This is a genomic window from Priestia sp. JV24 (genome assembly GCF_025910025.1).
In the GTDB taxonomy this organism is placed as follows: Bacteria; Bacillota; Bacilli; order Bacillales; family Bacillaceae_H; genus Priestia; species Priestia megaterium.
This window is the reverse complement of sequence record NZ_JAPCIN010000015.1, coordinates 502,696-528,201: the sequence shown is the minus strand read 5'-3', so window position 1 is coordinate 528,201 and position 25,506 is coordinate 502,696. Positions and strand designations below refer to the sequence as shown.

The 25,506-nt window shown below is 37.6% G+C and carries 25 protein-coding genes and 1 riboswitch; of the genes, 7 read left to right on the top strand and 18 right to left on the bottom strand.

The window, feature by feature from the left end:
- Positions 1-88: 88 nt before the first annotated feature.
- The 7 genes from OK414_RS12025 to OK414_RS11995 form a co-directional block, all read right to left on the bottom strand.
- Positions 89-1,705, bottom strand: a complete 1,617-nt coding sequence (locus tag OK414_RS12025; protein WP_013083160.1) for a long-chain-fatty-acid--CoA ligase — start codon at positions 1,703-1,705, stop codon at positions 89-91.
- 19 nt (positions 1,706-1,724) lie between these two features.
- The gene (locus tag OK414_RS12020; protein ID WP_016764113.1) at positions 1,725-2,498 is read right to left on the bottom strand and encodes an SDR family oxidoreductase; all 774 of its coding nucleotides are present in this window, start codon (positions 2,496-2,498) and stop codon (positions 1,725-1,727) included.
- Positions 2,476-3,720, bottom strand: coding sequence for an acyl-CoA dehydrogenase (locus OK414_RS12015; protein WP_263045635.1), 1,245 nt, complete (start codon positions 3,718-3,720; stop codon positions 2,476-2,478). The genes OK414_RS12020 and OK414_RS12015 overlap by 23 nt, the downstream gene beginning before the upstream one ends.
- A 151-nt stretch (positions 3,721-3,871) precedes the next feature.
- On the bottom strand, positions 3,872-4,135 hold the full coding sequence (locus tag OK414_RS12010; RefSeq protein WP_013057050.1) for a DUF1292 domain-containing protein: 264 nt from the start codon (positions 4,133-4,135) through the stop codon (positions 3,872-3,874).
- Positions 4,136-4,221: 86 nt separating this feature from the next.
- Complete coding sequence (locus OK414_RS12005; protein WP_034652086.1) at positions 4,222-5,946, bottom strand: PAS domain-containing sensor histidine kinase; 1,725 nt, start codon at positions 5,944-5,946, stop codon at positions 4,222-4,224.
- 160 nt (positions 5,947-6,106) lie between these two features.
- Positions 6,107-6,421 carry a YckD family protein gene (locus OK414_RS12000; RefSeq protein WP_016764109.1) on the bottom strand — a complete coding sequence of 105 codons (315 nt, stop codon included), beginning with the start codon at positions 6,419-6,421 and terminating at the stop codon, positions 6,107-6,109.
- Positions 6,422-6,494: 73 nt separating this feature from the next.
- Positions 6,495-7,613 carry an NAD(P)/FAD-dependent oxidoreductase gene (locus OK414_RS11995; protein ID WP_263045634.1) on the bottom strand — a complete coding sequence of 373 codons (1,119 nt, stop codon included), beginning with the start codon at positions 7,611-7,613 and terminating at the stop codon, positions 6,495-6,497.
- A gap of 337 nt (positions 7,614-7,950) precedes the next feature.
- On the opposite strand from OK414_RS11995, the gene OK414_RS11990 reads away from it, so the two are divergent.
- The 6 genes from OK414_RS11990 (at position 7,951) to OK414_RS11965 (ending at position 13,158) form a co-directional block, all read left to right on the top strand.
- A complete protein-coding gene (locus tag OK414_RS11990) occupies positions 7,951-8,463 on the top strand; it encodes a CBO0543 family protein (RefSeq protein WP_216875967.1) in 513 nt (170 codons plus the stop codon).
- A 66-nt stretch (positions 8,464-8,529) separates the two neighbouring features.
- Positions 8,530-8,712, top strand: a riboswitch (Lysine riboswitch).
- A 145-nt stretch (positions 8,713-8,857) separates the two neighbouring features.
- Positions 8,858-10,186: a diaminopimelate decarboxylase gene (gene lysA / locus OK414_RS11985; RefSeq protein ID WP_263045633.1), complete on the top strand. Its 1,329-nt coding sequence runs from the start codon at positions 8,858-8,860 to the stop codon at positions 10,184-10,186.
- A gap of 52 nt (positions 10,187-10,238) precedes the next feature.
- Entirely contained in the window at positions 10,239-11,501 is a 1,263-nt protein-coding gene (locus OK414_RS11980; RefSeq protein ID WP_034652096.1) for a dicarboxylate/amino acid:cation symporter, read from the top strand.
- Between the two features lie 138 nt (positions 11,502-11,639).
- A complete protein-coding gene (locus tag OK414_RS11975; RefSeq protein WP_013057043.1) occupies positions 11,640-11,774 on the top strand; it encodes a hypothetical protein in 135 nt (44 codons plus the stop codon).
- 150 nt (positions 11,775-11,924) lie between these two features.
- Entirely contained in the window at positions 11,925-12,110 is a 186-nt protein-coding gene (locus OK414_RS11970) for a hypothetical protein (protein WP_034652099.1), read from the top strand.
- Between the two features lie 136 nt (positions 12,111-12,246).
- The gene (locus OK414_RS11965; protein WP_034652100.1) at positions 12,247-13,158 is read left to right on the top strand and encodes a LysR family transcriptional regulator; all 912 of its coding nucleotides are present in this window, start codon (positions 12,247-12,249) and stop codon (positions 13,156-13,158) included.
- Between the two features lie 186 nt (positions 13,159-13,344).
- On the opposite strand, the gene OK414_RS11960 is transcribed toward OK414_RS11965, so the two are convergent.
- The 8 genes from OK414_RS11960 to OK414_RS11925 form a co-directional block, all read right to left on the bottom strand.
- Positions 13,345-14,031 carry an O-methyltransferase gene (locus OK414_RS11960; RefSeq protein ID WP_095379714.1) on the bottom strand — a complete coding sequence of 229 codons (687 nt, stop codon included), beginning with the start codon at positions 14,029-14,031 and terminating at the stop codon, positions 13,345-13,347.
- A gap of 179 nt (positions 14,032-14,210) precedes the next feature.
- Complete coding sequence (locus tag OK414_RS11955; RefSeq protein ID WP_016764102.1) at positions 14,211-14,930, bottom strand: pentapeptide repeat-containing protein; 720 nt, start codon at positions 14,928-14,930, stop codon at positions 14,211-14,213.
- Between the two features lie 18 nt (positions 14,931-14,948).
- Complete coding sequence (locus tag OK414_RS11950) at positions 14,949-15,278, bottom strand: PadR family transcriptional regulator (protein WP_013057038.1); 330 nt, start codon at positions 15,276-15,278, stop codon at positions 14,949-14,951.
- Positions 15,279-15,434: 156 nt separating this feature from the next.
- The gene (locus OK414_RS11945) at positions 15,435-16,013 is read right to left on the bottom strand and encodes a GNAT family N-acetyltransferase (RefSeq protein ID WP_047932319.1); all 579 of its coding nucleotides are present in this window, start codon (positions 16,011-16,013) and stop codon (positions 15,435-15,437) included.
- 181 nt (positions 16,014-16,194) lie between these two features.
- Positions 16,195-16,668: a hypothetical protein gene (locus tag OK414_RS11940; RefSeq protein ID WP_013083145.1), complete on the bottom strand. Its 474-nt coding sequence runs from the start codon at positions 16,666-16,668 to the stop codon at positions 16,195-16,197.
- A 244-nt stretch (positions 16,669-16,912) separates the two neighbouring features.
- Entirely contained in the window at positions 16,913-18,373 is a 1,461-nt protein-coding gene (locus OK414_RS11935) for an aminoacyl-histidine dipeptidase (protein WP_095379713.1), read from the bottom strand.
- 194 nt (positions 18,374-18,567) lie between these two features.
- Complete coding sequence (locus OK414_RS11930) at positions 18,568-19,344, bottom strand: 3-hydroxybutyrate dehydrogenase (RefSeq protein ID WP_016764098.1); 777 nt, start codon at positions 19,342-19,344, stop codon at positions 18,568-18,570.
- 19 nt (positions 19,345-19,363) lie between these two features.
- Positions 19,364-20,644 carry a GntP family permease gene (locus OK414_RS11925; protein WP_263045632.1) on the bottom strand — a complete coding sequence of 427 codons (1,281 nt, stop codon included), beginning with the start codon at positions 20,642-20,644 and terminating at the stop codon, positions 19,364-19,366.
- A 336-nt stretch (positions 20,645-20,980) separates the two neighbouring features.
- Between OK414_RS11925 and OK414_RS11920 the strand changes: the two genes are divergently transcribed.
- Entirely contained in the window at positions 20,981-21,580 is a 600-nt protein-coding gene (locus OK414_RS11920; RefSeq protein WP_014460120.1) for a DedA family protein, read from the top strand.
- Between the two features lie 35 nt (positions 21,581-21,615).
- Here OK414_RS11920 and OK414_RS11915 read toward each other — a convergent pair whose 3' ends face one another.
- The 3 genes from OK414_RS11915 to OK414_RS11905 all read right to left on the bottom strand — a co-directional run bounded on the left by OK414_RS11915 (position 21,616) and on the right by OK414_RS11905 (position 25,434).
- Entirely contained in the window at positions 21,616-22,923 is a 1,308-nt protein-coding gene (locus OK414_RS11915) for a CitMHS family transporter (protein WP_034652119.1), read from the bottom strand.
- 199 nt (positions 22,924-23,122) lie between these two features.
- Complete coding sequence (locus tag OK414_RS11910) at positions 23,123-23,830, bottom strand: response regulator (RefSeq protein WP_098331693.1); 708 nt, start codon at positions 23,828-23,830, stop codon at positions 23,123-23,125.
- Positions 23,827-25,434: a sensor histidine kinase gene (locus OK414_RS11905; protein WP_034652123.1), complete on the bottom strand. Its 1,608-nt coding sequence runs from the start codon at positions 25,432-25,434 to the stop codon at positions 23,827-23,829. The genes OK414_RS11910 and OK414_RS11905 overlap by 4 nt, the downstream gene beginning before the upstream one ends.
- Between the last annotated feature and the right edge of the window lie 72 nt (positions 25,435-25,506).

Here is a 25,506-nt window from a genome sequence, read left to right as displayed (position 1 = left end):
TCAAACCCTCTCTGTCTTTTCTCATTTTCACAAATTATACCATGGCTTAGAGGGAGCTTTTGAAAAAGTTTGTTTATGTTCAGCTTATTTACATCGTTTCTTTCACCACTTCTTCTCGTAGTGCCCGTCGTAAAATTTTCCCTACATTAGTCTTAGGAAGCTCAGCGCGAAACTCAAAGATTCGCGGAATTTTATAAGCTGCAAGGTGCTGTCGACAATAAGAAGTAAGCTCTTCTTCGGAAAGAGATTTCCCTTCTTTCACTACCAAAATCGCTTTAATGGTTTCTCCTCTGTAAGGATGCGGCACACCAATTACAACGGCTTCTTTAATGTGGCTGTGTTCGTATAAAACTTCTTCAATATCTCGAGGGTACACATTAAAACCACTCGCAATAATCATATCTTTTTTGCGATCAACAATGGATAAATACCCGTCTTCATCTATCTGTCCAATATCTCCCGTGTACAGCCAGCCGTTTCTAAGCGCGTGAGCCGTCTCTTCAGGTTGATTCCAATAGCCCTTCATAACTTGAGGCCCTTTAATTACTATTTCTCCAAGCTCTCCTCTTGGCAGTTCTTTTGTTCCGGTAGCCACGTCTACAATTTTATAAGCAGTTTGTGGAACGCCAAGTCCGACAGTACCCGGCTTTCTCTCACAAAACGGCAGGTTGCAATGCGTCACGGGGGACGCTTCTGATAAGCCGTACCCTTCTAACACTTTAGCACCCGTTTTTCGTTCGAACTCTTTCATCAGCTCAACAGGCATCGGTGCACTGCCGCTGTTGCAGATGCGAATACTTTCAATGTTGTATTCTTCTGCCTGAGGATGATTGGTAATCGCGACATACATAGTTGGCACACCAGGAAAAATACTAGGCTGCTCTTTTTTTATTGTATTTAATACTTCTTTCAAATCAAAACGCGGCAATAGCAATATTTCATTTCCGCAAAGAATCGATAAATGCATACAGGAAGTCATACCAAATACATGAAATAATGGAATAACGGTTAAGCATTTTTCTTTTCCTAATTCAATATCATGCTTAAATATTTCGTATGATTGAACTGCGTTTGTGTAAATGTTTGTATGTGTAAGCATCGCACCTTTAGATGGTCCGGTCGTTCCTCCCGTATACTGAAGAACAGCAATATCGTGTGCTGGGTGGATGACCGGCTGATTAAATTCATGTTTTATGGTTAAAAAATCTAGGAAGGAAAGGTCTGGTGATGCAGGAACAAAAGGTTTTTGCAAGCTTACAGTTATCGCTTCTTCTATATCAACGCGGTTTCTTATCTCTTGAAGTCTCGTATAAAAATCATCGAGCAGAATTATTTTTTTTGCCCCGGAATCGTTTAAAATATGCTCTAGCTCTTGTTCGACAAGCATAGGATTGACCTGAGTAACAATGCCGCCCGCTGCTGCAATGCCGAAATAGCTTATTATATATTGCGGACAGTTTGGCAGCATAATTGCTACACGATCTCCTTTTTTAATCCCTTTTTTCTGTAGTGCTCCTGCAAATACGCGAACTGAATGATACAGCTCCTGGTACGTTAGCGTATGCTGATACATGCGTGTTGCCGTATGAGCAGGATAACGTTCGGCTGTTTCTTTCAGCATATCAAATAGTGAAATGTCTTCGATGTGAATGTCGTGAGTATAGGCTTCTGGATAAGGTGTAAACCATTTTTTAACGTCTTCCATCAAGTTACTCCTTTCTTATTCACATAGCATGAACTCCACCGTCTACTGTCAGAATATCTCCCGTAATATAATTGGACGCCGCAGAAGCAAGAAAAACAGATGCTCCTTTTAAATCAGCTTCGGAGCCAAAGCGTTTTAAAGGGGTTTGACTTAGAAAATAATCTTTGCCTTGTTCCATAATCGCACCTGACATTTTAGTAGGGAAAAATCCCGGCGCAATCGCATTAACTTGAATATTATGCTGTCCCCATTTGACAGCTAAATCTTTCGTAAACGTAATGACCGCTCCTTTACTCGTGTTGTACCCGATTGTATCCATGTACTGAGGATCTGTTCCTCCAAGACCGGCAATTGAAGCAATGTTAATAATCTTGCCAGCTTTTTGTTTAATCATTTGTTTTCCAGCTTCTTGGGACATTAAAAACGTTCCTGTAACATTAATATTCATCACTTTTTGCCATGCTTCAAGAGGCATTTCTTCAACCGGAGCACCCCACGTAGCTCCGCTGTTATTAATTAAAATATCAATACGTCCAAATGTTTCAATCGTTTGATGCACGACATTTTTAATATCTTCAGGCTGACTGATGTCGCATGCTAAAGCGAGGGTTTTTACGCCCATGGTGGCCAATCGATCGGCCACTTGCTGACATGCTTCTTTCTTTCTCGAACATAGAACAATATTTGCCCCTGCTTCTGCAAGCCCTTCTGCCATTTGTTCTCCTAATCCTCTGCCTCCTCCGGTAATAATAGCTGTTTTCCCAGTTAAATCAAACAAATCCTTTATGTGCATAGGTTGCCTCCTTTTCTTGATAGAATTTTAACTCAAGTTTTGCAAGCTGTGCTTTGTGCACTTCGTCTGGACCATCAGCGAGGCGAAGAGTTCGAGCATTTGCCCAAAGTGCCGCAAGCGGCGTGTCTTCTGAAACACCTGCTGCTCCAAATGCTTGAATAGCGCGATCAATGACTTTTAAAGCCATAGCAGGAGCCATTACTTTAATCATAGCAATTTCTTTCCGCGCTTTTTTATTTCCAACTGTGTCCATCATATAAGCAGCTTTTAATGTTAATAAGCGAGCTTGCTCAATTTCAATACGCGATTCTGCCACCCATTCTTGAATAACCCCTTGCTGAGAAAGCAACTTATTAAACGTAGAGCGGTTTTGAATGCGCTTACATAGTTCTTCAAGCGCTCTTTCCGCTGCTCCTATTAAACGCATGCAGTGATGAATACGTCCAGGCCCCAATCTGCCTTGAGCAATAGCAAACCCTTTTCCTTCGCCTAAAAGCATATTAGACGCTGGCACACGCACATTGTCATAATGAATTTCAGCATGTCCATGAGGAGCGTGATCGTATCCAAAGACTGGCAGCATTCGTTCAATTTTAACTCCTGGCGTATTTAAAGGAACTAGAATCATAGATTGCTGTTCATATTTAGATGCGGTAAAATCGCTTTTTCCCATGACAATAGCAATTTTGCAGCGAGGATCTCCCGCACCTGAAGACCACCATTTTCTTCCGTTGATCACATATTCATCGCCTTCTCTTACAATACTGCACTGAATGTTTGTGGCATCAGAAGAACCTACATCCGGTTCTGTCATAGAAAAGCAGGAGCGAATGTCTCCATTTAACAGCGGCTTTAGCCATTTTTCTTTTTGTTCGGACGTTCCGTATCGAACCAGTACTTCCATATTGCCGGTGTCAGGAGCTCCGCAGTTAAAAGCTTCTGGTCCAATAATAGAACGGCCCATAATTTCGCAAAGAGGGGCATATTCGACATTTGTTAGACCCGCTCCGTATTCGCTTTCTGGCAAAAATAAGTTCCATAATCCAGCTTGCTTTGCTTTTTCTTTTAACTCTTCCATGATCGGAGGAACAGCTGACCATCTAGATGGCTGTTCATTCAGCTGTTGTTCGTATAGCCGTTCATTTGGGTAAATATGCTCTTCCATAAAAGAGGTCAATTCTTCTTGCAGCTTCACTACTTTGTCAGAGTAAGAAAAATACACGGTAGCCCCTCGCTTTCATTTACTTACTAACCGGTTGGTATGTTACATATTCATCATAAATGAAGGGAAATAATTCAGCAAGATATTTTTTAAAAAATTCTAAATATTATATTATTTAAAAATAAAAAAAGAGAGGTTTTAACCTCTCTTTTTACGCGGATGTCATTTCCTCAAATACGGCTGATACCTTTTCAAATTCATCGTCATCTTCAATTGAAGACCATTCACCATCATCTTCAATTTTCAAAAAGAAAACATCAATTTCTTCTTCTGTTTCTATTAAAACTTCTTCAACAAACGCAACAGCAATATAATCGTGCCCTTCAATCGTCATTTTTCCAAGCACTTCAATATCTTGCTCTTGATCATTTTCGTCTAAAATTGTAAAAATCTCTCCCGTTTCAATGCGTTCCATCTTATTCCCTCCTATTTTAACCTCATTATTCGTTCACTAACATGTATTCCCCTTTAGAAAAGGTTTCATGCTTATAAAAGTAGAATCTACTTTTTAAAAGGCAAAAGAATGTCTACGGTAGTTCCTTTTCCAAGTTCACTTACAAAGTTAATTTCTCCTCTATGTTCTCGAATGATCTTATAACACACCATCAGTCCAAGCCCCGTTCCTTTCTCTTTGGTACTATAAAAAGGTTTTCCTAAATGCTGCATTCTTTCCTGTGTGATGCCTGGCCCCTCGTCGCTAAACCGGACAACAAGGTTCTCCTGATTAAACCTTTTTAGTTGAATCGTTACGGTTCCTCCACTTGGCATAGATTCGACTGCATTTTTAAATATATTGCTAAACACCTGTTTCAACTGATTTTCTTCGCATAATACGAGAGGAAGATGAAAATCAATTTCTTTTTTTACGTGAATTTTCTCTGTAATCCCCTGCACCTCAGCTAGCTTTAACGTATTCTCTAAAATATCTTGGACATGTTTGTCTTTGTAGGTTTTCGCCTGCGGCTTTGCAAGACTCAAGAACTCATCGGTAATCAATTCAATTCTATCTAACTCATGATTTATCATTTCTACATAGTAAGGCTGACCGCTCGTTTCTTTTAATAACTGCATAAATCCTTTTACCGCCGTCAGAGGGTTTCGAATTTCGTGAGCAATACCAGCCGCTAACTGTCCGACTAAGGAAAGCTGAGCGGATTCACGCAGCAATTTTTCAGTTTTTTTACGCTCTGTGATATCACGAAACAAAACTTGAATGGCCTGCTTTTCCATATAGGGAATAGGAAAGGCAATGGTTTCGGCATCAATCGTATGACCGTCTTTATGAATAAACTTTTCTTCCTGCAAATCTACAGATTTATTTTCTGTTTTCATTCGATAAATTCGCTGTTTTACAACATCATAGTAATCAGGGTGAACAAACTGATAAACACAAGCTCCTAATACGTCCTGAGGATTCTTGCATCCTAGCGCTTTGGCTCCTGCAGGGTTGATGTAATCAATTTTCCCTTCACTATGCACGATAATCGCTTCTGGGGATAACTCAATCAAACTTCGGTAGCGTTCTTCGCTTTCTTTTAAAGCCGTTTCAGCCTGCTTGCGTGATGTTATATCTCGATAGACAAAAGCAATGCATAGCGGCCAATCATTCATGTTTTCAACGCGGAATAGTGTGACGCTTACATTAATTAAATGACCGTCTTTATGCTGTCTGACCGTCTCGAATTCCGTTTTCGATTCACCTGATTGAATAGTCTTATGAAGTTCGCACACTGGCTCTTTTAAAAACGAAGGTATAATCGGAAGAGGCTTTTGATGAATTTCTTCAAACGTCCAGCCAAATGTATTCTCAAACGCAGGGTTCACTTGAAGCGTTTTACCCTCTAAGTCAACGACAGCAACAGCATCTGCGTTATGATAAATAAAAGGCTGAATCTGTTCTTTTTTCTCCTGATAACTAATTATATTCACGCAATGTCCCATAATTTCAGACTTTTCTGTGTAAGATAAAGGGGTTAAGTTTACTACATAGCGTTTATCATTTATTTGAAGCTCGTACATAAGCTTTTTCTTTTTGTTTAGTGCTTCGAAAAAATGCTCATACGAGACCCATTCTTCTAGGGGTATTTTTTGCTCAGAAACGCTTTCTCCTTGATACATACTGTAAACAAGATGGTCGCCTTTTTGTTTGTAAGCAAATATGATTCCTAGATCCTCAGCTGAATGATTTTCTGCATGTAATCGGACTATTTTTTTATTTTCGTTCATCGTTTATATTTACCTACCCCTCACTAGCATCTTTCCTACTCGTTCTCATTCTCTTAATTTTACATGAGGTGTTTAAAATTTACTAGATAAAGAAGCGAATATTTTCCATTCATTCACATAAAAAAGCGCCTTTATAGGCGCTTTTTTATGTGAATAGGAATTACTTTGAATGATGCATTTTATGACAGTGACGCTTTGGCACAAAACCATTTTGCTCCATATGCTGATAGCGATTTTCCATATGTGAAGAAATGTTTTGACTCTCGGTTTTGCTTAGCACGCCGTACTCCACATATTTTGAAAGTATTTCTTTCTTTTTTGCTAGCATTTCTTTGTACAGCACGGACAGTTCCTGCTTTTGCTGAGACGTCAGCTGTACGTCTTTTGTTTTTGGCTGAGGATTGTTTTCCGCTAATACAGGTGTCGCGCTCATAAATAAAAAAGCTGCTGCTGCACTTATCATAATCTTTCGCAAACAATCTACTTCCTTTCATCATATAGTAGTTATAGTTTGCGAACTTCTATTTGTTTTCATTCATTCTGTTTGCTTAAGACTCGATAGCTCCTCTTACATCATAGTCGCTAAGATCAATTTCCATTTCCATTTCAAGTGCTAATTTAGCAAGCTCTGAACCAAGATAAGGGCCCGACGTTAAGCCTGAAGCCCCAAGACCATTTGCTACTAGTATTCCTTCATAAGCCGGAAGAGCTCCAATGACTGGCAAGAAGCCTGGAGTAAATGGTCGAAATCCTACCCTTGTTTCTAAGACTGTGCTTTCTGTTAAGCCGGGAGCAATGGATAAGGCCTTTGAAAAAATTTCATGAAGCCCCCCAGCCGTTACTCTCAAGTCATAACCCGTGTCGTTTTCATGTGTTGCTCCAATGACAATTTGACCTTGTTCAAATGAAAGAATATATTGGTCGCTTGGAGGCATCACAACGGGCCAGTCTTTGGTATCTAAATCTGGAAGATGCAAGTGGACAATTTGCGCTTTTTGAAAGCTTGCTAAAAATTTTACTCCAAGAGGCTCTAGTAATTGATTTGCCCACGCTCCTGCCGTTACGATTGTTGTACTTGCTAGAAGGGTTTGTCCATTTACGGAAACGCCCGTTACTTGATTATTTTCATAAAGTAGTTCTGCGTTTCCTTCTATTATTTTTGCACCGTTTTTCTTCGCTGCATTCACAAGTGCGTTTCGAAGAGCTCTTCCGTTAACGCGAGCGGCTCCGCTAATATGAACTGAACTGTATTCTTCCGAAAGAACCGGAAACAAAGCCTGTGTTTCTTTAGCGGATAAACGTGTAATCACGCCTATTTCAGGAGCTTCTTCCCGACGCATGTATGCTCTTTCTTCCATTTTTTTAAGCTTTTGCTCATCAGTATGTAAGCTAATTGCTCCAACTCGCTTATATCCCGTATCCGTTTCTCCATCTTCTTCTAATTGCTGAATTAATGTTTGATAGTACTTAGCGCCGCCTTTTGCTAAGCGGTACCATGCTTTATTTCGACGCTGCGAAAGCCATGGACAAACAATTCCTGCTGCTGCATCAGTAGCTTGACCAGCATCTTTGCGATCTATCAATGTCACATCTGCTTCTGCTTTTGCTAAATGATATGCTGTAGAAGCTCCAAGTATCCCAGCTCCAACTACGATGTATGTTTTCATACCAAAACACCCTTTTCTTTCTTCTAGTATTCTCATGCTATATGTACGCAACTTTAGCATAGCAAAAAAAGAAGTCACATACTAGGTGAAGCTATTTTGAGCTTATTTTTACGTCCTTCGGCCTTTAACATATAGCTCCTTTCATCTCGTGAACAAAAGTGTTAAAAGTTCCTTTACGGAGATTATAGCAGGGTGAAGAAAGCCATAAATAGTGGTAGTACGTCTTTAACGCTGTTTCTTACGGCTTTTCTATTATAGTTTCTGAATAAAAGCGGAGAGAATAAAATTTCTATAATATGTAAATAAAAAGAAATAACCATTATTTTAAGGAGAGCGCATGCAATCTTCATTTGTATTATTTTTCATCATCCTTGGTTTACTATTTGGCAAGTGGCGAAGGTATCAAGAATACTATCCTACTTTGCTGTTTTGGGTCACGGGGAATTTGCTTTATGAAGTGCTGCTGTTTCATCACCGCGTATGGGTATTTTACCCTGTTGGTATTGATCACCTTTTTCTACCCGATCACCTAATGGTTTCCCTTGGAATAACCTTAATTATTTATCCGTTTGTTATACCGGTTTTTTTAGGAAGGCTGCCGCTGCATGTAAGCGGTAGCCTGTGGTGGATTCTTTTGTGGGCGCTTTTATTTACTGTGATTGAGTTCATTGCTTATGTTAATCACAGTATCACTCATCATTATGGATGGTCGCTGCTGTGCTCTTTTCTCTTCAATATTGTCACGTTCTCACTTTTAATCATTCATCAGAAGACAGCACTGGCTGCTTGGATTCTATCTGGAAGCTTCATAGCTTTCTTATTTATTTTTTTTGATATTCCTATGCCTTAACTTTTCATTGACTAGACGGAGAAAAAGGAAATATAATAGGAATTACATTTAAATATAATTTTCCTCTCTGAGAATAGAGGTGCATGAAATCAAGAGTCACTTATTGGAGACTAATGGAGTCTGTGAAGATAAGTAAAAGGGATTTCGTGCCGAAGTATATAAACATCCATTGTGTTCATATACTGGTTCAGTATTGAATAAATGCTGAGCTGTCACAAACCATTTGGTTTGTGGAGAGCTATTGAAGAGATGTTGATGCCTAGAATGTAATAATACTTTATTATTATGAAACCAAGACGCGTGAACATCACTTCACGGGTCTTTTTTGTGTTTTTCTACTGACCATCAAAGTTCAAAGTTATAGTTAAATGATTTAAATGGAGGGATACGAATTATGTACTTACATGGAACGAGTAAAATTAACAGCAACAATCATTTAGAAATTGGGCAGTGCGATACGGTCGAACTGAAAAAACAATACGGCACTCCTCTATACATCTACGATCAAGAATTAATTGAAACGAAATGCAAGGCCTTCCATTCAGCCTTTCGAAGAAGCGGATTTTCATATCAAATCGCCTATGCAGGGAAAGCATTTCTTTGTATGGAAATGGCTAGCCTTTTAACGAAGCTTGATATGTCACTAGATGTGGTCTCAGGAGGCGAATTATTTACAGCGCTTGAAGCTGGATATCCAGCTGAACGCATTCATTTTCACGGAAATAATAAAACGATTGAAGAAATGGAAATGGCTCTTGATGCAAATATTGGCTGTTTTGTTGTTGATAACTTTACCGAACTTGAAGTTTTGCATGCCTTAGCAGCTGAGCGCAAACAGAAAGCATCTATTCTTCTGCGTGTTACTCCAGGGATTGAAGCCCATACACATGAATATATTATGACCGGACAGGAAGATTCCAAGTTTGGATTTGGTCTTTCCAATGACCAAGCCATGAAAGCGGTAAGTTCTGCGTTAGAAAAGCCTTACTACGATCTTTTAGGCATTCATTGTCATATTGGTTCGCAAATTTTTGAAGTAGATGGTTTTTCTCGCGCCATTGATATTTTAACTGATTTCTTATTCAGCATTCGTGATAAAATGGAATTTGAAGTAAAAGTTTTAAACGTAGGTGGTGGTTTTGGTATTCGTTATACCGAAAGCGACTCTCCTCTTCCAGTTGAGTATTATGTAGATGCACTGACAGAAAAGCTAAGCCGCACGTTAACTGAACAGAATTATACTCTTCCAGAAGTCTGGATTGAGCCTGGAAGAAGCATCGTAGGAGAAGCAGGTACAACGCTTTATACAATTGGATCAACGAAGGAGATTCCAGGTGTACGAAAATACGTAGGAGTTGACGGCGGTATGACCGATAATATCCGTCCTGCTCTTTACGATGCAAAACATGAAGCTGTCTTGGCTAATAGAGTGACGGATAAAAAAGATGAAACAGTATCAATTGCGGGTAAATGCTGTGAATCAGGAGATATGCTTATTTGGGATATTGATTTACCGCGCGTTAATCAAGGAGATTTATTAGCAGTGTCCTCTACAGGTGCCTACAACTATTCAATGGCTAGCAATTACAACCGTATTCCGCGCCCTGCTGTTGTATTTGTAAAAAAGGGAGAAGCTCGTCTTGCTGTAGAGCGAGAAACATACGAAGATTTGGTGCGTAAAGATGTAAAGCCAGTCGTTACTACGTATGCAATGAGCAAATAATAGCTGTTCTTGCGTAGTAAAGAAGCTATTGTTGTTTGGAGGAAATCTAACTATGGTTTTAAGTGTATTTAAAACGTACAGATCATCGCTTATTCTGCTTCTCGCTATTTTAATTGGCGGGATAGCAGGATATGCTATTGGACCCGATGTGGCAGTCGTGAAGCCTTTTGGTGATTTGTTTCTCAATTTGATGTTCATGATTATCGTTCCCCTTGTCTTTTTTAGTGTGGCTTCGGCGATTGCAAACATGAACGAAATGAAACGTCTTGGTAAAATTATGCTAGGAATTGCCGTTGTGTTTGTCGCCACTGCTGCTGTTTCAGCCGTTTTAGGCTTTTTAGGCGCATCACTTTACAATCCGCTACATAATGTAGATACTTCTGCCATTAAAGAATTGATGGGTGACAGTGAAAATACAGCTGAAAAAATGACGCTTTTAAATCAGCTTGTTAGCACATTTACTGTACCTGATTTTGTTCAGTTATTTTCGAAAGAGCATATTTTACAATTAATTGTCTTTGCCGTTATTTTCGGTATTGCTACCACAATGGCCGGTGAAAAAGGACAACCTATGGCAAAATTTCTGACTTCGGGTCAAGAAGTATCGATGAAGGTTGTTAAAGTTGTGATGTACTATGCTCCAATTGGTTTAGGATGCTATTTTGCTACTGTAGTAGGAGAACTTGGACCAAAGATCTTACAAGGGTACGCTAGAGCATTTATTCTTTATTTATTAATTGCAATCGTTTACTATTTCGGTTTCTTTACGCTATACGCATGGATTGCTGGCGGTAAAGCAGGAATTAAGCTGTTTTGGAAAAATGCAGCTGCTCCTTCTATCACCGCTATTGCTACGTGTTCTTCTGCTGCATCTATTCCAGTCAATTTAGATGCAACAAAGAAAATGGGTGTGCCGCTGGATATTGCTGAAACAGTGATTCCACTAGGAGCAAACACGCATAAAGATGGTTCTGTTATCGGTGGTATTCTAAAGATTGTTTTCTTATTCAGTTTGTTTGGCAAAGATATGACGTCTGCTACGAGTATTTTGAGCATTTTAGGCGTAGCCTTTTTAGTTGGAGCCGTAATGGGAGCAATCCCTGGAGGCGGTATGATTGGCGAAATGTTAATCATTACAATTTACGGATTTTCGCCAGAAGTTCTGCCCATTATTGCGGTCATTTCCACAATTATTGACGCCCCTGCTACGCTTTTAAACAGTACGGGAAATACAGTAACAGCGATGCTTGTTACAAGGTTTACAGAAGGAAAAGACTGGATTAACAAAATTATCACCACCGATAAAGTCGCCTAGTAAAAAAGCAAAGGGAACAGTCTTAGTGACTCTCCCTTTGCTTTTTTCGTGTGCAGTAATATCTATAGCGGTGTATAAAGTCTGTAAATACGCACATTCTATAGGTATGTTTCATAACCGGACTGGAGGTGTCGTCTAATGAGTAACGCTGCAGGAGGTTCAAAGAAAAATCAACCGAATGATGCGAATCACGTAAGCGCAGAAACAAAAGCTCATCAAAAACGTCTTACTGAGCAAAACAAACAAGAGCATCAAGCTGAAGAACGAAAATAAAATGACGTTAAAGAGCGCAGCGCCTGCGTTCTTTAACGTCATTTTATTTTTAGAGAGAACTTCATAACCCCGCTCGTTATGGGGCTATCGCACAACCTCCTTTCGAACTTTTACATATTCTATTAATAGGTTTGTAAAAGGAGGAATGATATGATGTTTTCTTGGCTAGAGATTACAGCCGCAGCCTTTGGACTTTCAGTTATTTTAATAAGTTTTGCATTTTTGCCCGAACGCACATACAAAAGTCTTTATATTCCTCATCAGCTAGTAGCAAAATCTATTTTTTTCTATAAAAAGATTATTCGTTTTATAAATCAATTTCGACAGAAACTTTAGTTCATTTCCTTTCCCTATTTTTATTCATTGGATATATCCTCCCCCTTTTTAATCAGCGCATTTACAGTAAATAATTTAGTGGTTAAAATAAAGAGTAAAGAAAAAGGATAAGCAGTTTGCAGAAATGGAGTTTCACATGGAAATCAGAGACTTAGAATACTTTATAGAGGTAGCGAATCATAAAAATTTTACAAAGGCAGCGCTGCAAGTTCATTTGTCACAAACGGCTTTAAGTAAAGCCGTCAAAAAAGTAGAAAATGAACTAGGATTTGAGCTTCTTGATCGTTCAACAAGAGAATTAAAGCTAACCGATGCAGGAGAAGTCGTGTATCATCAGGCAACTAAAGCTCTGTCGGTGTTAAAAGACATGCCTCACTTGTTGGGAGATTTAATGAACTTGCAAACAGGGCAAATCAAGATGGGAGTCCCTCCGCTCATCGGGACCTTGTTTTTCCCGAAGATTGCAAAAGCATTTAATGTACAATACCCTAAAGTATCTCTAGAGCTTATTGAATTTGGAGCAAAAAAAATTGAAGCACTTGTGGAAGAGGCTCTTGTAGATATGGGGATTGTTATGCTTCCTCTTACAAGCGGTCATGCTGAGCATTTTCACGTATACCCGTTCGTTAAGGAGAGATTTCTTTTATACGCGCATAGAAACCATCCTTTAGCAAAACGTTCTTCCGTCTGGATGAAAGAATTAGAGCATGAAAAATTCATTATGTTCAGTGAAGAATTTACGTTGCACGACCGGTTAATTCAAGATGCTTTAAAATCAGGCTTTGTGCCTTCTATAGCGTATAAAAGTTCTCAATGGGATTTAATTATTGAATTAACAGCAGCAGAACTAGGTATTGCTATTTTACCCGAATCGCTTTATGCCAAAGTGAAAGATCCCAATATTACTACCGTGCCTATTGCAGATCCTGAAATGATGTGGGAACTTGGAATTATTCTGTTAAAAGAACGCTACAGTTCATTCGCTGTACGAGAATTGATTAATTTTTTAACCGAAAAACAAATGACAGATAAATTGGGGCCCCTTTAAAAAGAGTCTGGAACAAAAGTATGTTAGTTGAAGGACAATCCGAACGAGTTTGGTCGAGAATCCAGCTCGTTCGGATTTTTTTAGGATGATGATGAACGTAGGTTTCATGTATGTATTTGCTTCTAGCTGTTGATTGGATAGATTTAGTTATGTCTCCGTTTCTTTTTAGGTGTAATACAAGTTTTATCATTCAACAACCCCTACAATGAATCCATCATAGCCTTTGCTTCCAACGGTTTGTATAGCCGTGGCGCTGATTCGTTTTTCTTGAGCCAGAGCATTCATAAATTGGCGAATTCCCTTTACATTTTCATCTTCACTTTCTGAGTTCACCACATGCCCTTGACGAACAACATTATCACAAATGATCAGACTTCCTCTTTTCGATAATTCTAGAGCCCACTTTAAGTAGTTTGGGTTATTCGGCTTGTCAGCATCAATAAAGATAAGATCAAACGGATCTGTTCCCTTATCCTTTAATACAGCTAATGTATCAAGCCCGGGGCCGACAATGACTTCTACTAAGTGGCTTACTCCCGCTCTTTTTAAATTAGCTCTTGCAACTTCTGCATGCTGAGCGATTAATTCGAGCGTAATTAGCTGTCCGTCTTTGGGAAGAGCTCTAGCTAGCCAAATCGTGCTGTACCCTCCAAGAGTACCAATTTCTAAAATGCGTTTAGCTCCTTTTAATGAAGCTAACAAATGCAGAAACTTTCCTTGACTAGGCGATACGTCGATGGCAGGTAATTCAGCCTCTTGATTTGCCTTCAATACCTCATCAAGAATAGGGTCAGGTTGTATAAGCTTATCATTCATATAAAGATCCACTTCATTCCAAATTTCATATATAGACATTTCCATACTCCTCCACATAAGTAATAAAAGCTTTATTATTTCAAAGATAAGATTATGTTCTTCTCATATTCAGCTTGTTGCCGTAATTGTTCGTATTATGAATGTGTTCTAGCTCTCTAATAAACTATCCTGCTCGCTCTTAAAAAGAATCGTTATATGTCCATAAAAAAAGACCTTCAGAGAGGTCTTTTTTGCCTTTAAATAATCGTAACTTTACTAAGATCTATCTTGGCACTTTTTAAAAAGTTATATGTCAATTTATCCATTTTTGCACCTTCAAAATCGGATTTCTTTAAATCTGATCCTCGAAACTGTACATTTAGCAAAGTTGCGTGGCGAAATGAGGCTTTTTTTAATGATGTTCCTTCAAAGATTGTTCCGTTAAATGTTTCTTCGTCAAATACAATGTCTGTTAAATTACATTGCTTAAAGTACGTGTTGTCATAGATACAGCCTTTAAAACTGGCCTGTTTAAAATTTGCCCATTTAAATTGTACACCTGTTAAATTAACGTGATGAAATATTGCTTTCGTTAAATTGCTGCTTTTAAACATGCTGTCTGTAAGATCTGCATAGCTAAAATCAGATTCATTCAAATTACTGGCATTAAATTTCCCTTTATACACCGATACAGAACGAAAATCAGATTTTGTAAGCTCGGTCTTTGAAAAATCCATAGGGACGGTTTGCTTTAATTCCTTTGTTTCTACATTCATTGATTGAATCAGTTCTGTGATATCACCGATAGAATTGATTGTCATATAATAAGCCTGTTCTTCATTATGCCCGTCTTTTTTGTAATCTGTAAATTTTTCCTGCAAGTTCTGTGATAGTTCTTCTTCTAGATCTTGAACATTTTCTACATCCTGATAAGGAGTCAAAATGTTATGCACATGATTTTTTATTTTTTCGTTCATTTATAACATCATCCTTTCTCACAACAATAAATCAATAATTTTTTTCGCTTGCTCCCAATTTTCTTTGTTTTGTTTATATACGCTTTTTCCTTGTTCTGTAATTTTATAATATTTTCTGCGGCCGCCTTGTACAGCATCTCCCCAGTAAGAAAGAATATGGCCGTCTTTTTCCAGGCGCTTCAAGCTTGAATACATTGTGGCTTCTTTTAACTCATACTGCTCTTTAGAGTAGGTGTAAATAAGCTTACTAATTTCATAACCATATTTATCGCCGCTGAGAAGTAATTTCAAAATCATTGTATCTGTATGTCCCCGAAGTAAATCTGAAGACATTTTTGCATATACCAAAGTATCACCTCTTTATGTATAATTTAAATCATATTACTATGACAGTCAAGGTATTATATTTAATAAAATACACTGATATATAATTGAACATATGTAAACAGCTTAACAGTAGAAAATAGCCGTTAGAAACGTACCGGCTATTTTCTAGGAGACATCTTATTCTTCGTTATAACTGAGCTTAAATACTATCGGCGTACTTTCCGCTGATATTTTCCAAACCATGTGATGATACCCCTTGCTCCAGTAATCCTTTACTAAATAATCAGGGATTCCAAATATGTTTTTCCATACTTCTTGAGCATTTTTGTATCCGCTGTCCAAACAAATTTTTTTAATTTCTCTGCTTTGAAGCGTAAGCAGCATAGTATGTAAAAGCAGTGTTCCTACACCTTTTCTTTGGTACTTTGGATGAACAAAAACTGTGCCGATTTCAATCCATCCTTGCAGCTCTCCTTTTGTACACGCCGTAATTAATTCACTAGCAGGACCATATTCAATACAGCCAATAATCTTATTGGTGCACGTATCTATTCCGAGCCAAAAGAATCGATGTTTTCCACCGCTATCAAGGTCACTTTTTAAATATTGTTCTTTACTTTCAATTTCTATTTGTATATCGTTCACCATTTCAGATAGACCCTCTTTATGAAAGGTATCTGTGATTACTTCATTAAAAAGCTCGTGGAGTTCTGCGCGGTCTTCTATTTTTGGTCTTCTTATTTCAATATGATGCAATGTTCATTCCTCCTTGTTATTTCACGGCAGAATATGAAGCTTTACCATTATTATTTATTATTTATCAATCTATGTTGATAATCCTTTTCTCTTTCTACTGTTTTTCCAATAAAAAAGCACGAGAAATTTTGAGTTCTCGTACTTTTTTATAATATGGATTCTGCTTTTCTATTGGGAACTGTTAATACTGATTCACAAAGCTCTGGATTTTACATACGAATTCAGAAAGATTCTCCTTTATCTCTTTATCCTCTGTTTTCTCTACTTGCTCCTGTATGGCATCAATCATTAAACGTGCTCTCTTAGGATCTATAGAGGCCGGTTGGCTGCTATTGTTTGATAGACTTTTCAAAATTTGATTAGTCATTTTGTTTTTATCGTGAATATAAAATAATATTTGAGGAACTTGATTAATTAACAAATTTACGTATCTGCGAAACTCCTCTATCTCATATAATTCTCTTGAATTACCTTTAAAGCCATCAACGGAAAGCATAAGACTCTGGTAGCCTTTATCACTGCGTTGATTAAGTGCTTTAATCACTTTCAAAAACCGATCGAACTTTAGATAACGTATTTCGTCTTTCCTTAATTCTAAAAATTCAATTTCTCCTTTTTCCAAAAAGGGATCTTTGATAAGACTATTATCATTCATATATATTCTCTCCCTACTAATTTATTAGTTGCAGAGCTTGTTTTGAATTCATTTGTCTATCGTTTTAGTAATTGTTTACCTCTTTTAGGCCCGTTTTAAAACCTTTATTTGTAAAACGCTTACATAAGTGTTCTCAATTGCCTGACGTGTTGACGGAATTCTGCTTATTATCTGCTAAATGACGAATGAAAAAGAGCTCCTTTACAGAAGCTCTTTTTTAAAAATTATAGAGATGCTGATAACTTTATATCTTATTTGCTTCTTTTAATACCGCTAATAAGTATTCCCATGTCTTAATAGTAGACGGAATGCTCAGGTGCTCATCAGGCGTATGAACGTCGTACATATCGGGACCGAGCGAAATGGCGTCTAATCCAGAGATTTTTTCCAGGAAAATACCGCATTCAATTCCAGCATGGATGGCGATGATCTCCGCCTCTTCCCCATACTTTTCTTTGTAAACCGTTTTACATAATTCGCGAATTTTTGAATCTGCATTGTACGCCCATTCAGGATAATTGCCTTTTGTTTCAACTCTTCCTCCGACTACTTGAGCAAGTATGTGCACTTGACTTACTATTTTTTCTTTTAAGCTTTTTACTGAGCTGCGGATTTCATTTTGAAAAACAATCTCAGACTCTGTCGTCGTAATCACGCCTAAGTTGGTAGAAGATTCTACTAATCCTTCGATATTCATACTCATGCTTTGAACGCCGTTTGGTGTTAGCATAATAGCTTGTACAATTCGTTCTGTCGTTTCTTTTGTAAAACATTTCTCAAAGGAAGAAGATTTGTTTATTTTTACATATACGCTCGGATCAGCCGCTTGTAATTCATTTTTTACTATTTCGTTCCACTCACGAATCTTATTTTCTAGCTTTCCTACCTCAGAAGGCTCAACTGATAGAATTGCTTCTGATTCACGGGGAATCGCATTTGATTTTAATCCTCCACTAATGCTGCTTAAAGAATAGGGAAGTTCATGTTGTAAGTCATATAAAACTCTCCCTAGCAGTTTATTAGCATTTCCTCTTTCTTTATCAATTTCCATTCCAGAATGTCCGCCGCGCAGTCCACCGATGCTTAAGCTATATGTTTCTGAGTTATCGGAAGACGATTCCCAGTCTACGGGAATACGAAGCACGCTTTTTACCCCGCCTGCGCTGCTGACAAGCAGCTTTCCGTCCTCTTCTGTATCAAGGTTAATAAAGATTTTTCCTTCAAAATGAGCTGGATTTACAGCGATGGCTCCGCCCATAGTTGTTTCTTCCTCAGTAGTAATGACTACTTCAAGAGAGGGGTGAGCTATATCATGAGCATCTAGTAAAGCCAGTGCATATGCAACGGCAATCCCGTTGTCAGCTCCTAGCGTAGTACCATTTGCATAAAGCATATCTTCCACAATTCGCAGTTGAAGCGGATCTTTTTCGAAATCATGCACAGTTCCTTTATTTAACTCGCATACCATGTCCATATGTCCTTGCAAAATGATGGCTGGAGCATCTTCATATCCTTTAGCTGCCGGTTTTTTAATAATTACATTTAAAGCCTCGTCTTGTATAACTTCAAGGCTTCTTTCTTTTCCAAAAGAAACTAAATAGTCACTAATTTTCTTTTCATTTCCAGATTCTCTAGGAATAGCTGAAATTTCGTTAAAAAAATAAAAAACCGGATGTTTAATTAATTCATTTACTGTTTGCACCATATGTATCATCCTTTCTGAACTGTAGGCTTTTTTATCATACTATTTATCTTTACAGGAGAAATAGTATAAGGCTTCTTTTATGTATAGCCTAGTTATATTTTAACGTTGATTAGCTCGATAGAATAGATATAACATAAAAAAGCATAAAGGAGCTCATTAGACTCCTTTATGCTTTTAATGACTTATTCTATTTTTTATTGAGCTGTATATCCGCCGTCCATTACTACCGCTTGACCAGTTACACCTTTTGCTTTATCACTCGCTAAGAAAATAGCGTAGTCAGCAATTTCGCTCACGTCTAGTAATCTTTTTTGAGGGACTAAAGGATAAATAACTTCTTCAAGCACGCTCTCTAATGGTACATTTCTTGTTTTAGCTAAACCAGCTAACTGACCTCTCACTAGTGGTGTATCCACATAGCCAGGACAAAGTGCATTCACCGTAATACCGTGTGCTGCGCCTTCAAGAGCAGCTACTTTTGTTAGCCCAATTACACCGTGTTTAGCACTGTTATAAGCTGCTTTGCCCGCAAAACCGATTAAACCGTTGATAGAAGAAACGTTAATAATACGTCCGAACCCTTGTTTTTTCATAATCGGAAACGCGTGCTTAATCGCCATAAATGGAGCTGTTAGCATAATTTTAATCATTAACTCATATTTTTCAGTGGGAAACTCTTCTATTGGAGAAACATGCTGCAAGCCAGCGTTATTAATGAACGTATGAACCGCTCCAAAATGTGCGTTTGCTGTTTCAATTAAATGTTTGATTTCTTCTTCTTTTGTTACATCGGCTTTGACACCAAGCGCTTCAAATCCAGCTTCACGAAGATTTTGTGCTGCAGCTTCTACAGCAGCTTGATCAATGTCGGATAACACAATTTTTCCGCCGTTTTCTGCGAATCGTTTACCTATTTCAAACCCAATTCCTCTTGCTGCTCCTGTGATTACAATTACTTGATTTTCAACCATGTGTATTCTCCTCCTGTTTTTAAATAATACCGGCTGCCGCTAATGCGACTCCTGCAAATAAAGCGATTGTGGGGATGATAAATGCAACAACAAATACGTCTTTATACGTTTCTTTATGCCGAAGACCAGTTACCGCTAATAGCGTTAACAACGCACCGTTATGCGGTAAAATAGATGCACCTGACGCAACGCTTGCAATACGGTGAAGAGCATCGGCACTTAAATTCGTCGTTTGAGACAAGTGATACCACGTATCTCCTAATGCTTGAAGCGCAATGCCCATACCGCCGGATGCTGAACCTGTGATCATCGCTAGCACTTGAACGCTTAACGCTTCTGAAACGAGCGGGTTGCTCGAAATGTTTAGCAACACATGCGTGACATCTTTAAACTCTGGAACTGCCGTAATAACCGAGCCAAAACCTACTGCTGCACTCGTGTTAATAACAGCCATCACGGATCCTTTTGCTCCTTCATTTATAGAAGAAATAAACGTTTTATAGTGTTTAAAATTAATAAGTAAAATAGAAAAAATACCAATTAATAATGAAACGATAGGCTCCCATTTTAAAACGTTTAACGTCACGACAACGACAATCAGCGGTAAAATAGCTAATATTACATTCATCAAGTCCTGCTCTTCACTCGCTGCGACTGATGATTCATTAGGCTCGGTAAACCCTTGATTTTTAGCTTTTAATTTTTTATCACGATAAGCTAACCATAAATATCCTCCCACCGCCATAATAAGACCTGAGACAATTCCAATAATCGAACCGGACATTGCATTCGTTTTAAATGTAGCAGTCGGAATCAGATTTTGAATTTGAGGCGTACCTGGAATCGCTGTCATTGTAAACGTAAATGCTCCGAGTGCAACTGTTGCTGGCAGTAAATTTCGCGATACGTTAGCTTCTCGAAATAGCGCGATTGCTAAAGGATAAATCGCAAAGACAACAACGAATAGACTCACTCCGCCGTATGTCAAAATGGCTGAAGCAATTAGCACCCCTAAAATCGCTCTTTTACTTCCAAATAATTTAGCAATACGCTGCGCCAACGATTTGGCTGCGCCTGTATCTTCCATTAGCTTTCCAAAGACGGCTCCTAATAAAAAGATGGGGAACCATTTTGCGGCGAAATCTACAAACCCTCCCATATACACATCTGTATAAGTAGGCAGTACTTTTAAACCGCTAAAATAAGCAACGGACGTAGCAACAACAGGTGCCACCCAGATAATAGACCATCCTAGATAAGCAAAAAACATCAACAATAACAATCCTACAATAATAACCACACGGTAACCTCCTTTCCTTTTAATACATATACATAATGGATTATTTCACAACACAACAAGTTTACACCCGTTATTTTTATAAGTAAAATGAATAAAAGGAATCAAAACTATGAATAAAAGTCGTAGTTTATTTAAAAATTCACCCTCAATTATTTTTTTTCTATAATTTTACTCGGAGTAGAAGCTATAAAATACACTTCCTTCCTTTTTCCTTGTACAAGCTAATTTTTTTCTGTCATATCCCGCTTTCTTCCTTTATTTTCTTTTCTTTTATAAGTTTTTCCGAACATATAGATGGGTATTTGAATGTTATGACACAGAAAAAGAGGCGATCTTATGCTACATTTCATAACAGACTTACTGAAACAATTTGGAATTTGGGGACTTTTAAGCGGACTGGCCATTGAGGCTTCCTCCCTGCCGTTTCCTGGTTCTCTTCTCACCCTTACCTACGGATACTTATTAAACATGCACATAGTGAAATTATTATTAATCGCTCTTGCAGGAAGCGCCGTTTATACAGCTTTTAGCTTTATACCATATGGGATAGGCTATAAATTAGAGGATAAGGTAAAGAAAAAATTATCTAAAAAGAAAAAAGCATTTGAGAAATCACAAAAATGGTTTAAAAAATGCGGATTATGGAGTATTGCGATTGCTCGTCCTTTAGGGCTCGGAAACTACATTTCCTATCTTTCAGGGCTATCTAAAGTGAAACCTATGCCGTTTGCTCTGCTCACATTTCTTGGTATCTTTCCTTTGAATATTGCCATGCTTTGGTTAGGGCAAATCGGAAACTTTAAGTCCATTCAATCTTTTATTTCAGATGCACAAACCTATATTTTAATTGCAGCGGTAGTGGCTGTATGCGGATTTTTAATTTATAAGTTTTATTTTAAAAAAAGCAGCTGCAGCGAACAGTCTAGTTCAACTTAAGAGTATAAAAAAAGACCCCGAGGGGTCTTTTTTTATTAAATGGAAATAACGCCTAAAATTAATGCAGCTAGTGTCATTACCGCCGTAGTTCCTAGCGCCCACTTAATTAAAAATCGTTGCAAATCACTAAATTCAATTCCTACCATTCCAATTAATAAGTGAGCTGCTGCTACCAAGGGACTTATCACGTGAACAGGTTGTCCTAAGATAGCAGCTCTTCCAATTTCAGCTGCGCTAATCCCATAACTTTCGGCAGCTTGAGCAATAATCGGCAGTACACCAAAATAAAAAGCATTATTAGACATAAAAAATGTAAAAGGAGCACTTAAAAATGCTACTACAACTGGCAAAAAAGGGCCCATTGCATCTGGGATTATCCCTACAAGCGTATTTGCCATAGCATCAATCATCTTTGTTCCAGACATGATTCCTGTAAAAATACCTGCTGCAATAACAATTGAAACGACGGCTACCGCATTATTTGCATGAGATGAAATTCGCTGCTGTTGATCTTTGATGTTTGGATAATTTATTAGTAATGCAATAGCAAACGCTACCATGAACAAAAGCATCAGCGACATAAAGTCCATAATTAAGCACACCATAAGACTAACGGTAAGGAGAAAATTAAACCATACTAACCTAGGTCGTCGATAGTCTAAATGTTGCGCTGTTCCCTCTAATTCATCTGCATGTGCCATTTCATTTGCAGAATGTTTAATATTGATAACTCCTAACCTTTTTCTTTCCCTTCTTCCAAGGACAACAGAAACAAATAGCACCCATAGAAGCCCAAAACCCATTACAGGTATTAAAGGTAAAAACAACTGAGACGAATCTAAATTTAATGAACTCATAGCCATAGCAGAAGCACCTCCCCACGGAGTCATGTTCATAACTCCCATAGATAGCATCGCAATTCCCGCTAGGATAAGCGGATTCATTTCTAGCCGTTTATATAATGGAAGCAAAGAAGAGACCGTTATCATATAGGTAGTAGTTCCATCGCCATCTAAAGCAACCATCATTGAAAGAACAGCAGTTCCGACGACGATTTTTAGAGGATCTCCTTTTACAACCTTTAAAATGAAGGAAACGAGAGGGTCAAACAATCCTGAATCAATCATTAATCCAAAATATAAAATGGCAAATAAAATCATAATAGCTGTAGGAGCAATATCTTTTACACCCTCTAGCATCATAGGTCCCATTCCGCTAGCAAAACCGCCTATTAAACCAAATATAATTGGAATAGTGATAAGAGCAACCATTGGGGTAAGTCGTTTTGACATAATTAAATACATGAATACTGCAACCATTAAAAATCCTAATAAAGAAAGCATGGATATTTTTCCTCCTTTTTTGGTAACGTTTTCATTTTTTGTTTGCTATACGTTACTAAAAAGGTATCACTTCTTAAAGCAGGTTCATAGATAACCAACATAAGTTTAATATCTTTTATAAAAGTAATTTTTTTCATTTTTTTCATGCATCATTTCTACATAAAAACGAGATAGCGGATAAAAAACCGCTATCTCGTTTTTATGTAAAATTAGTTACTCGATATTTCCGCTCAGGCCTTCCTACACTTCCGTACACTATTTCCACCTGCATTTCCTTACACGATACTAAATACTCTAAATACCTTCTCATTGTTGAATAACTGATACCTACTAGTTGAGCAAACTCATCTACATTCAAGCTCTGCTGAACTTCGCGAACTTTATCTCTTACTAAACGAAGAGTATGTTTATCAATCCCCTTAGGAAGTTCTGTTACTGCAGCTGCTGATTGAGTGCGGCGGTTATGACGTGTTCTAAATAAATGGTCTATTTTATCTTGGTTAATCATTTTATTTTCGGTTAATTCTATTCTCGTAGACTGATAATGTTTTAAAGTAGATAAAAATTTATCAATAATTACAGGTTTCACCAAATAACCAAATGCTCCTCCTCTTATTGCTTCCCCTACTGTTTCAACATCATTGGCTGCCGTTATTAAAATAATATCGATTCCTCGATACTTTTTTCTGATTTCCCATAGCAGCTCCACTCCGTTGATATCTGGTAAAAAGACGTCTAATAAAATTAATTGCGGCGTAAATATTGTTAGCAGTTCTAAAGCCTGTTCTCCAGATCCTGCTGTCGCAACAACAGTGAAATGCTCTAGTTTCTTAGTAAACTGTTCATAAATTTGTGCAGCTGTAGAATCATCTTCTATAATCATGACATTAATTTGATTTTCAGTCATATCGATTCTTCCTTTTCATTATTTAATAGCTTTGGGATAACTAATGTAAATCTTGCTCCTTGTAACATACTTTTGCTTATGTATAGTTCACCTTTAAGCAGCTCTACAGATCTCTTAACAATAGTCAATCCAATCCCGTGATTTTCACCTTTTTTCGTTGTGTAACCATCCATAAAAATCATATTTTCTACTTCTTTTGATATCCCTGGTCCATTATCTTCAACTTCAAAAATCAGGTCATTTCCTACATCTGTAAAAGATACCAGCACGTTCCCTTTATGTTCTCGCACAGCCTCGAGCGCATTATCAATTAAATTCCCCAAGATAGAAACAACGTTTTTTGCGTCTTCGATATTTAAAGTACTTGTTAAGTTACTATCTTGGTCAATTTCTAAAGTAACGTCTAATTCTTTCGAACGATTGATCTTTCCAAGTAAGCATGCCGCAATCAAAGGATCCTTTACAGAAGACATTAAAAAAGAAATAATATCTTGGCGTTCCTTTACCTCTGATGAAATCATTTGTATGACATGCTCATACTTCTTTAACTTTAACAATCCATAAATGACGTTCAGCTTATTTAAAAATTCGTGATTTTGAGCACGTAAATTGTCAGAAAACATTTTAATTTTAGAAATCTCTTCTGTCAACTCTTCAATTTGAGATAAAGTTCTTATAGTAAGGACGATACCCTGCACTTCTTTTTTTCTTATAATAGGAGATAAATCTAAAATATACTGCTGACTATCTAGTACAAGGGACTGGTTAGAATACACTCGCTGCTTTTCTATCACTTGATCAATTAGCTGTCCTAAACGGGCGTTCTTTATCTCTCCTCCTATTTGAAGATGACCAAATAGTTCTCTGGCCCTTCTGTTCATCGACGTTACATATTTTTCGACATTTACAGTAATAGTAGCATCTTGAATAGATTCAAGGGTAGCCTCTTTTTCTTTAAAAAGAAAGGAAATCTCCTCCGGTTCCAGTCCAAATATTAGTCTTTTTACCCGCCTTGCAATGAAAAAAGCTCCAAATGCTCCAATAAGAAAAGGAATACAGGACAATTTAATAATTTTTATTCTATAATCATTAATCTGTTTTTCTATATTGCTTACAAGAAACCCTACTGACGAAACGCCTATTACGTTTCCTCGGCTATCCCATATGGGAGTCTTGGCTTTAATTGCAAATCCTGAAATTCCTTTTCCTTTATAAATAATGGATTGATGCTCCTTTAAAGAAGCTTCGTTGCTTGTTTTGGTATGTTTTCCAATATAGCTACTATTGGGATGAGAATAGCGGATTCCTTTATCATTAGCGATGGTGACGTAATCTGCTCCAGTGGTTTTTCTTATTTTTTCTGCAATAGGTTGGATGTGCTCAGAAGGATTTTTATTCCTAAAAGCTTTTACAATCGCTTTGTCTTCAGAAGCTAATTTTGCTACTGTCATAGCTTGCTTACCTACATATTTTTCAACAATTTCATCTATCATTGCAGAAAATAAAACGCATACAAGGACAGTACTCACAAGAATAACTACCGTAATAAGTAATGTAATTTGGGCAAGTAAGCTAGGTCTTCTACTCACATTAAGAAAACGCATACATTCCTCCTTTTAATGAAATGAAATTTCGGCTGTTGTTTCAAGTGTAGCATAAAAGCAAAAAAGTTTAGC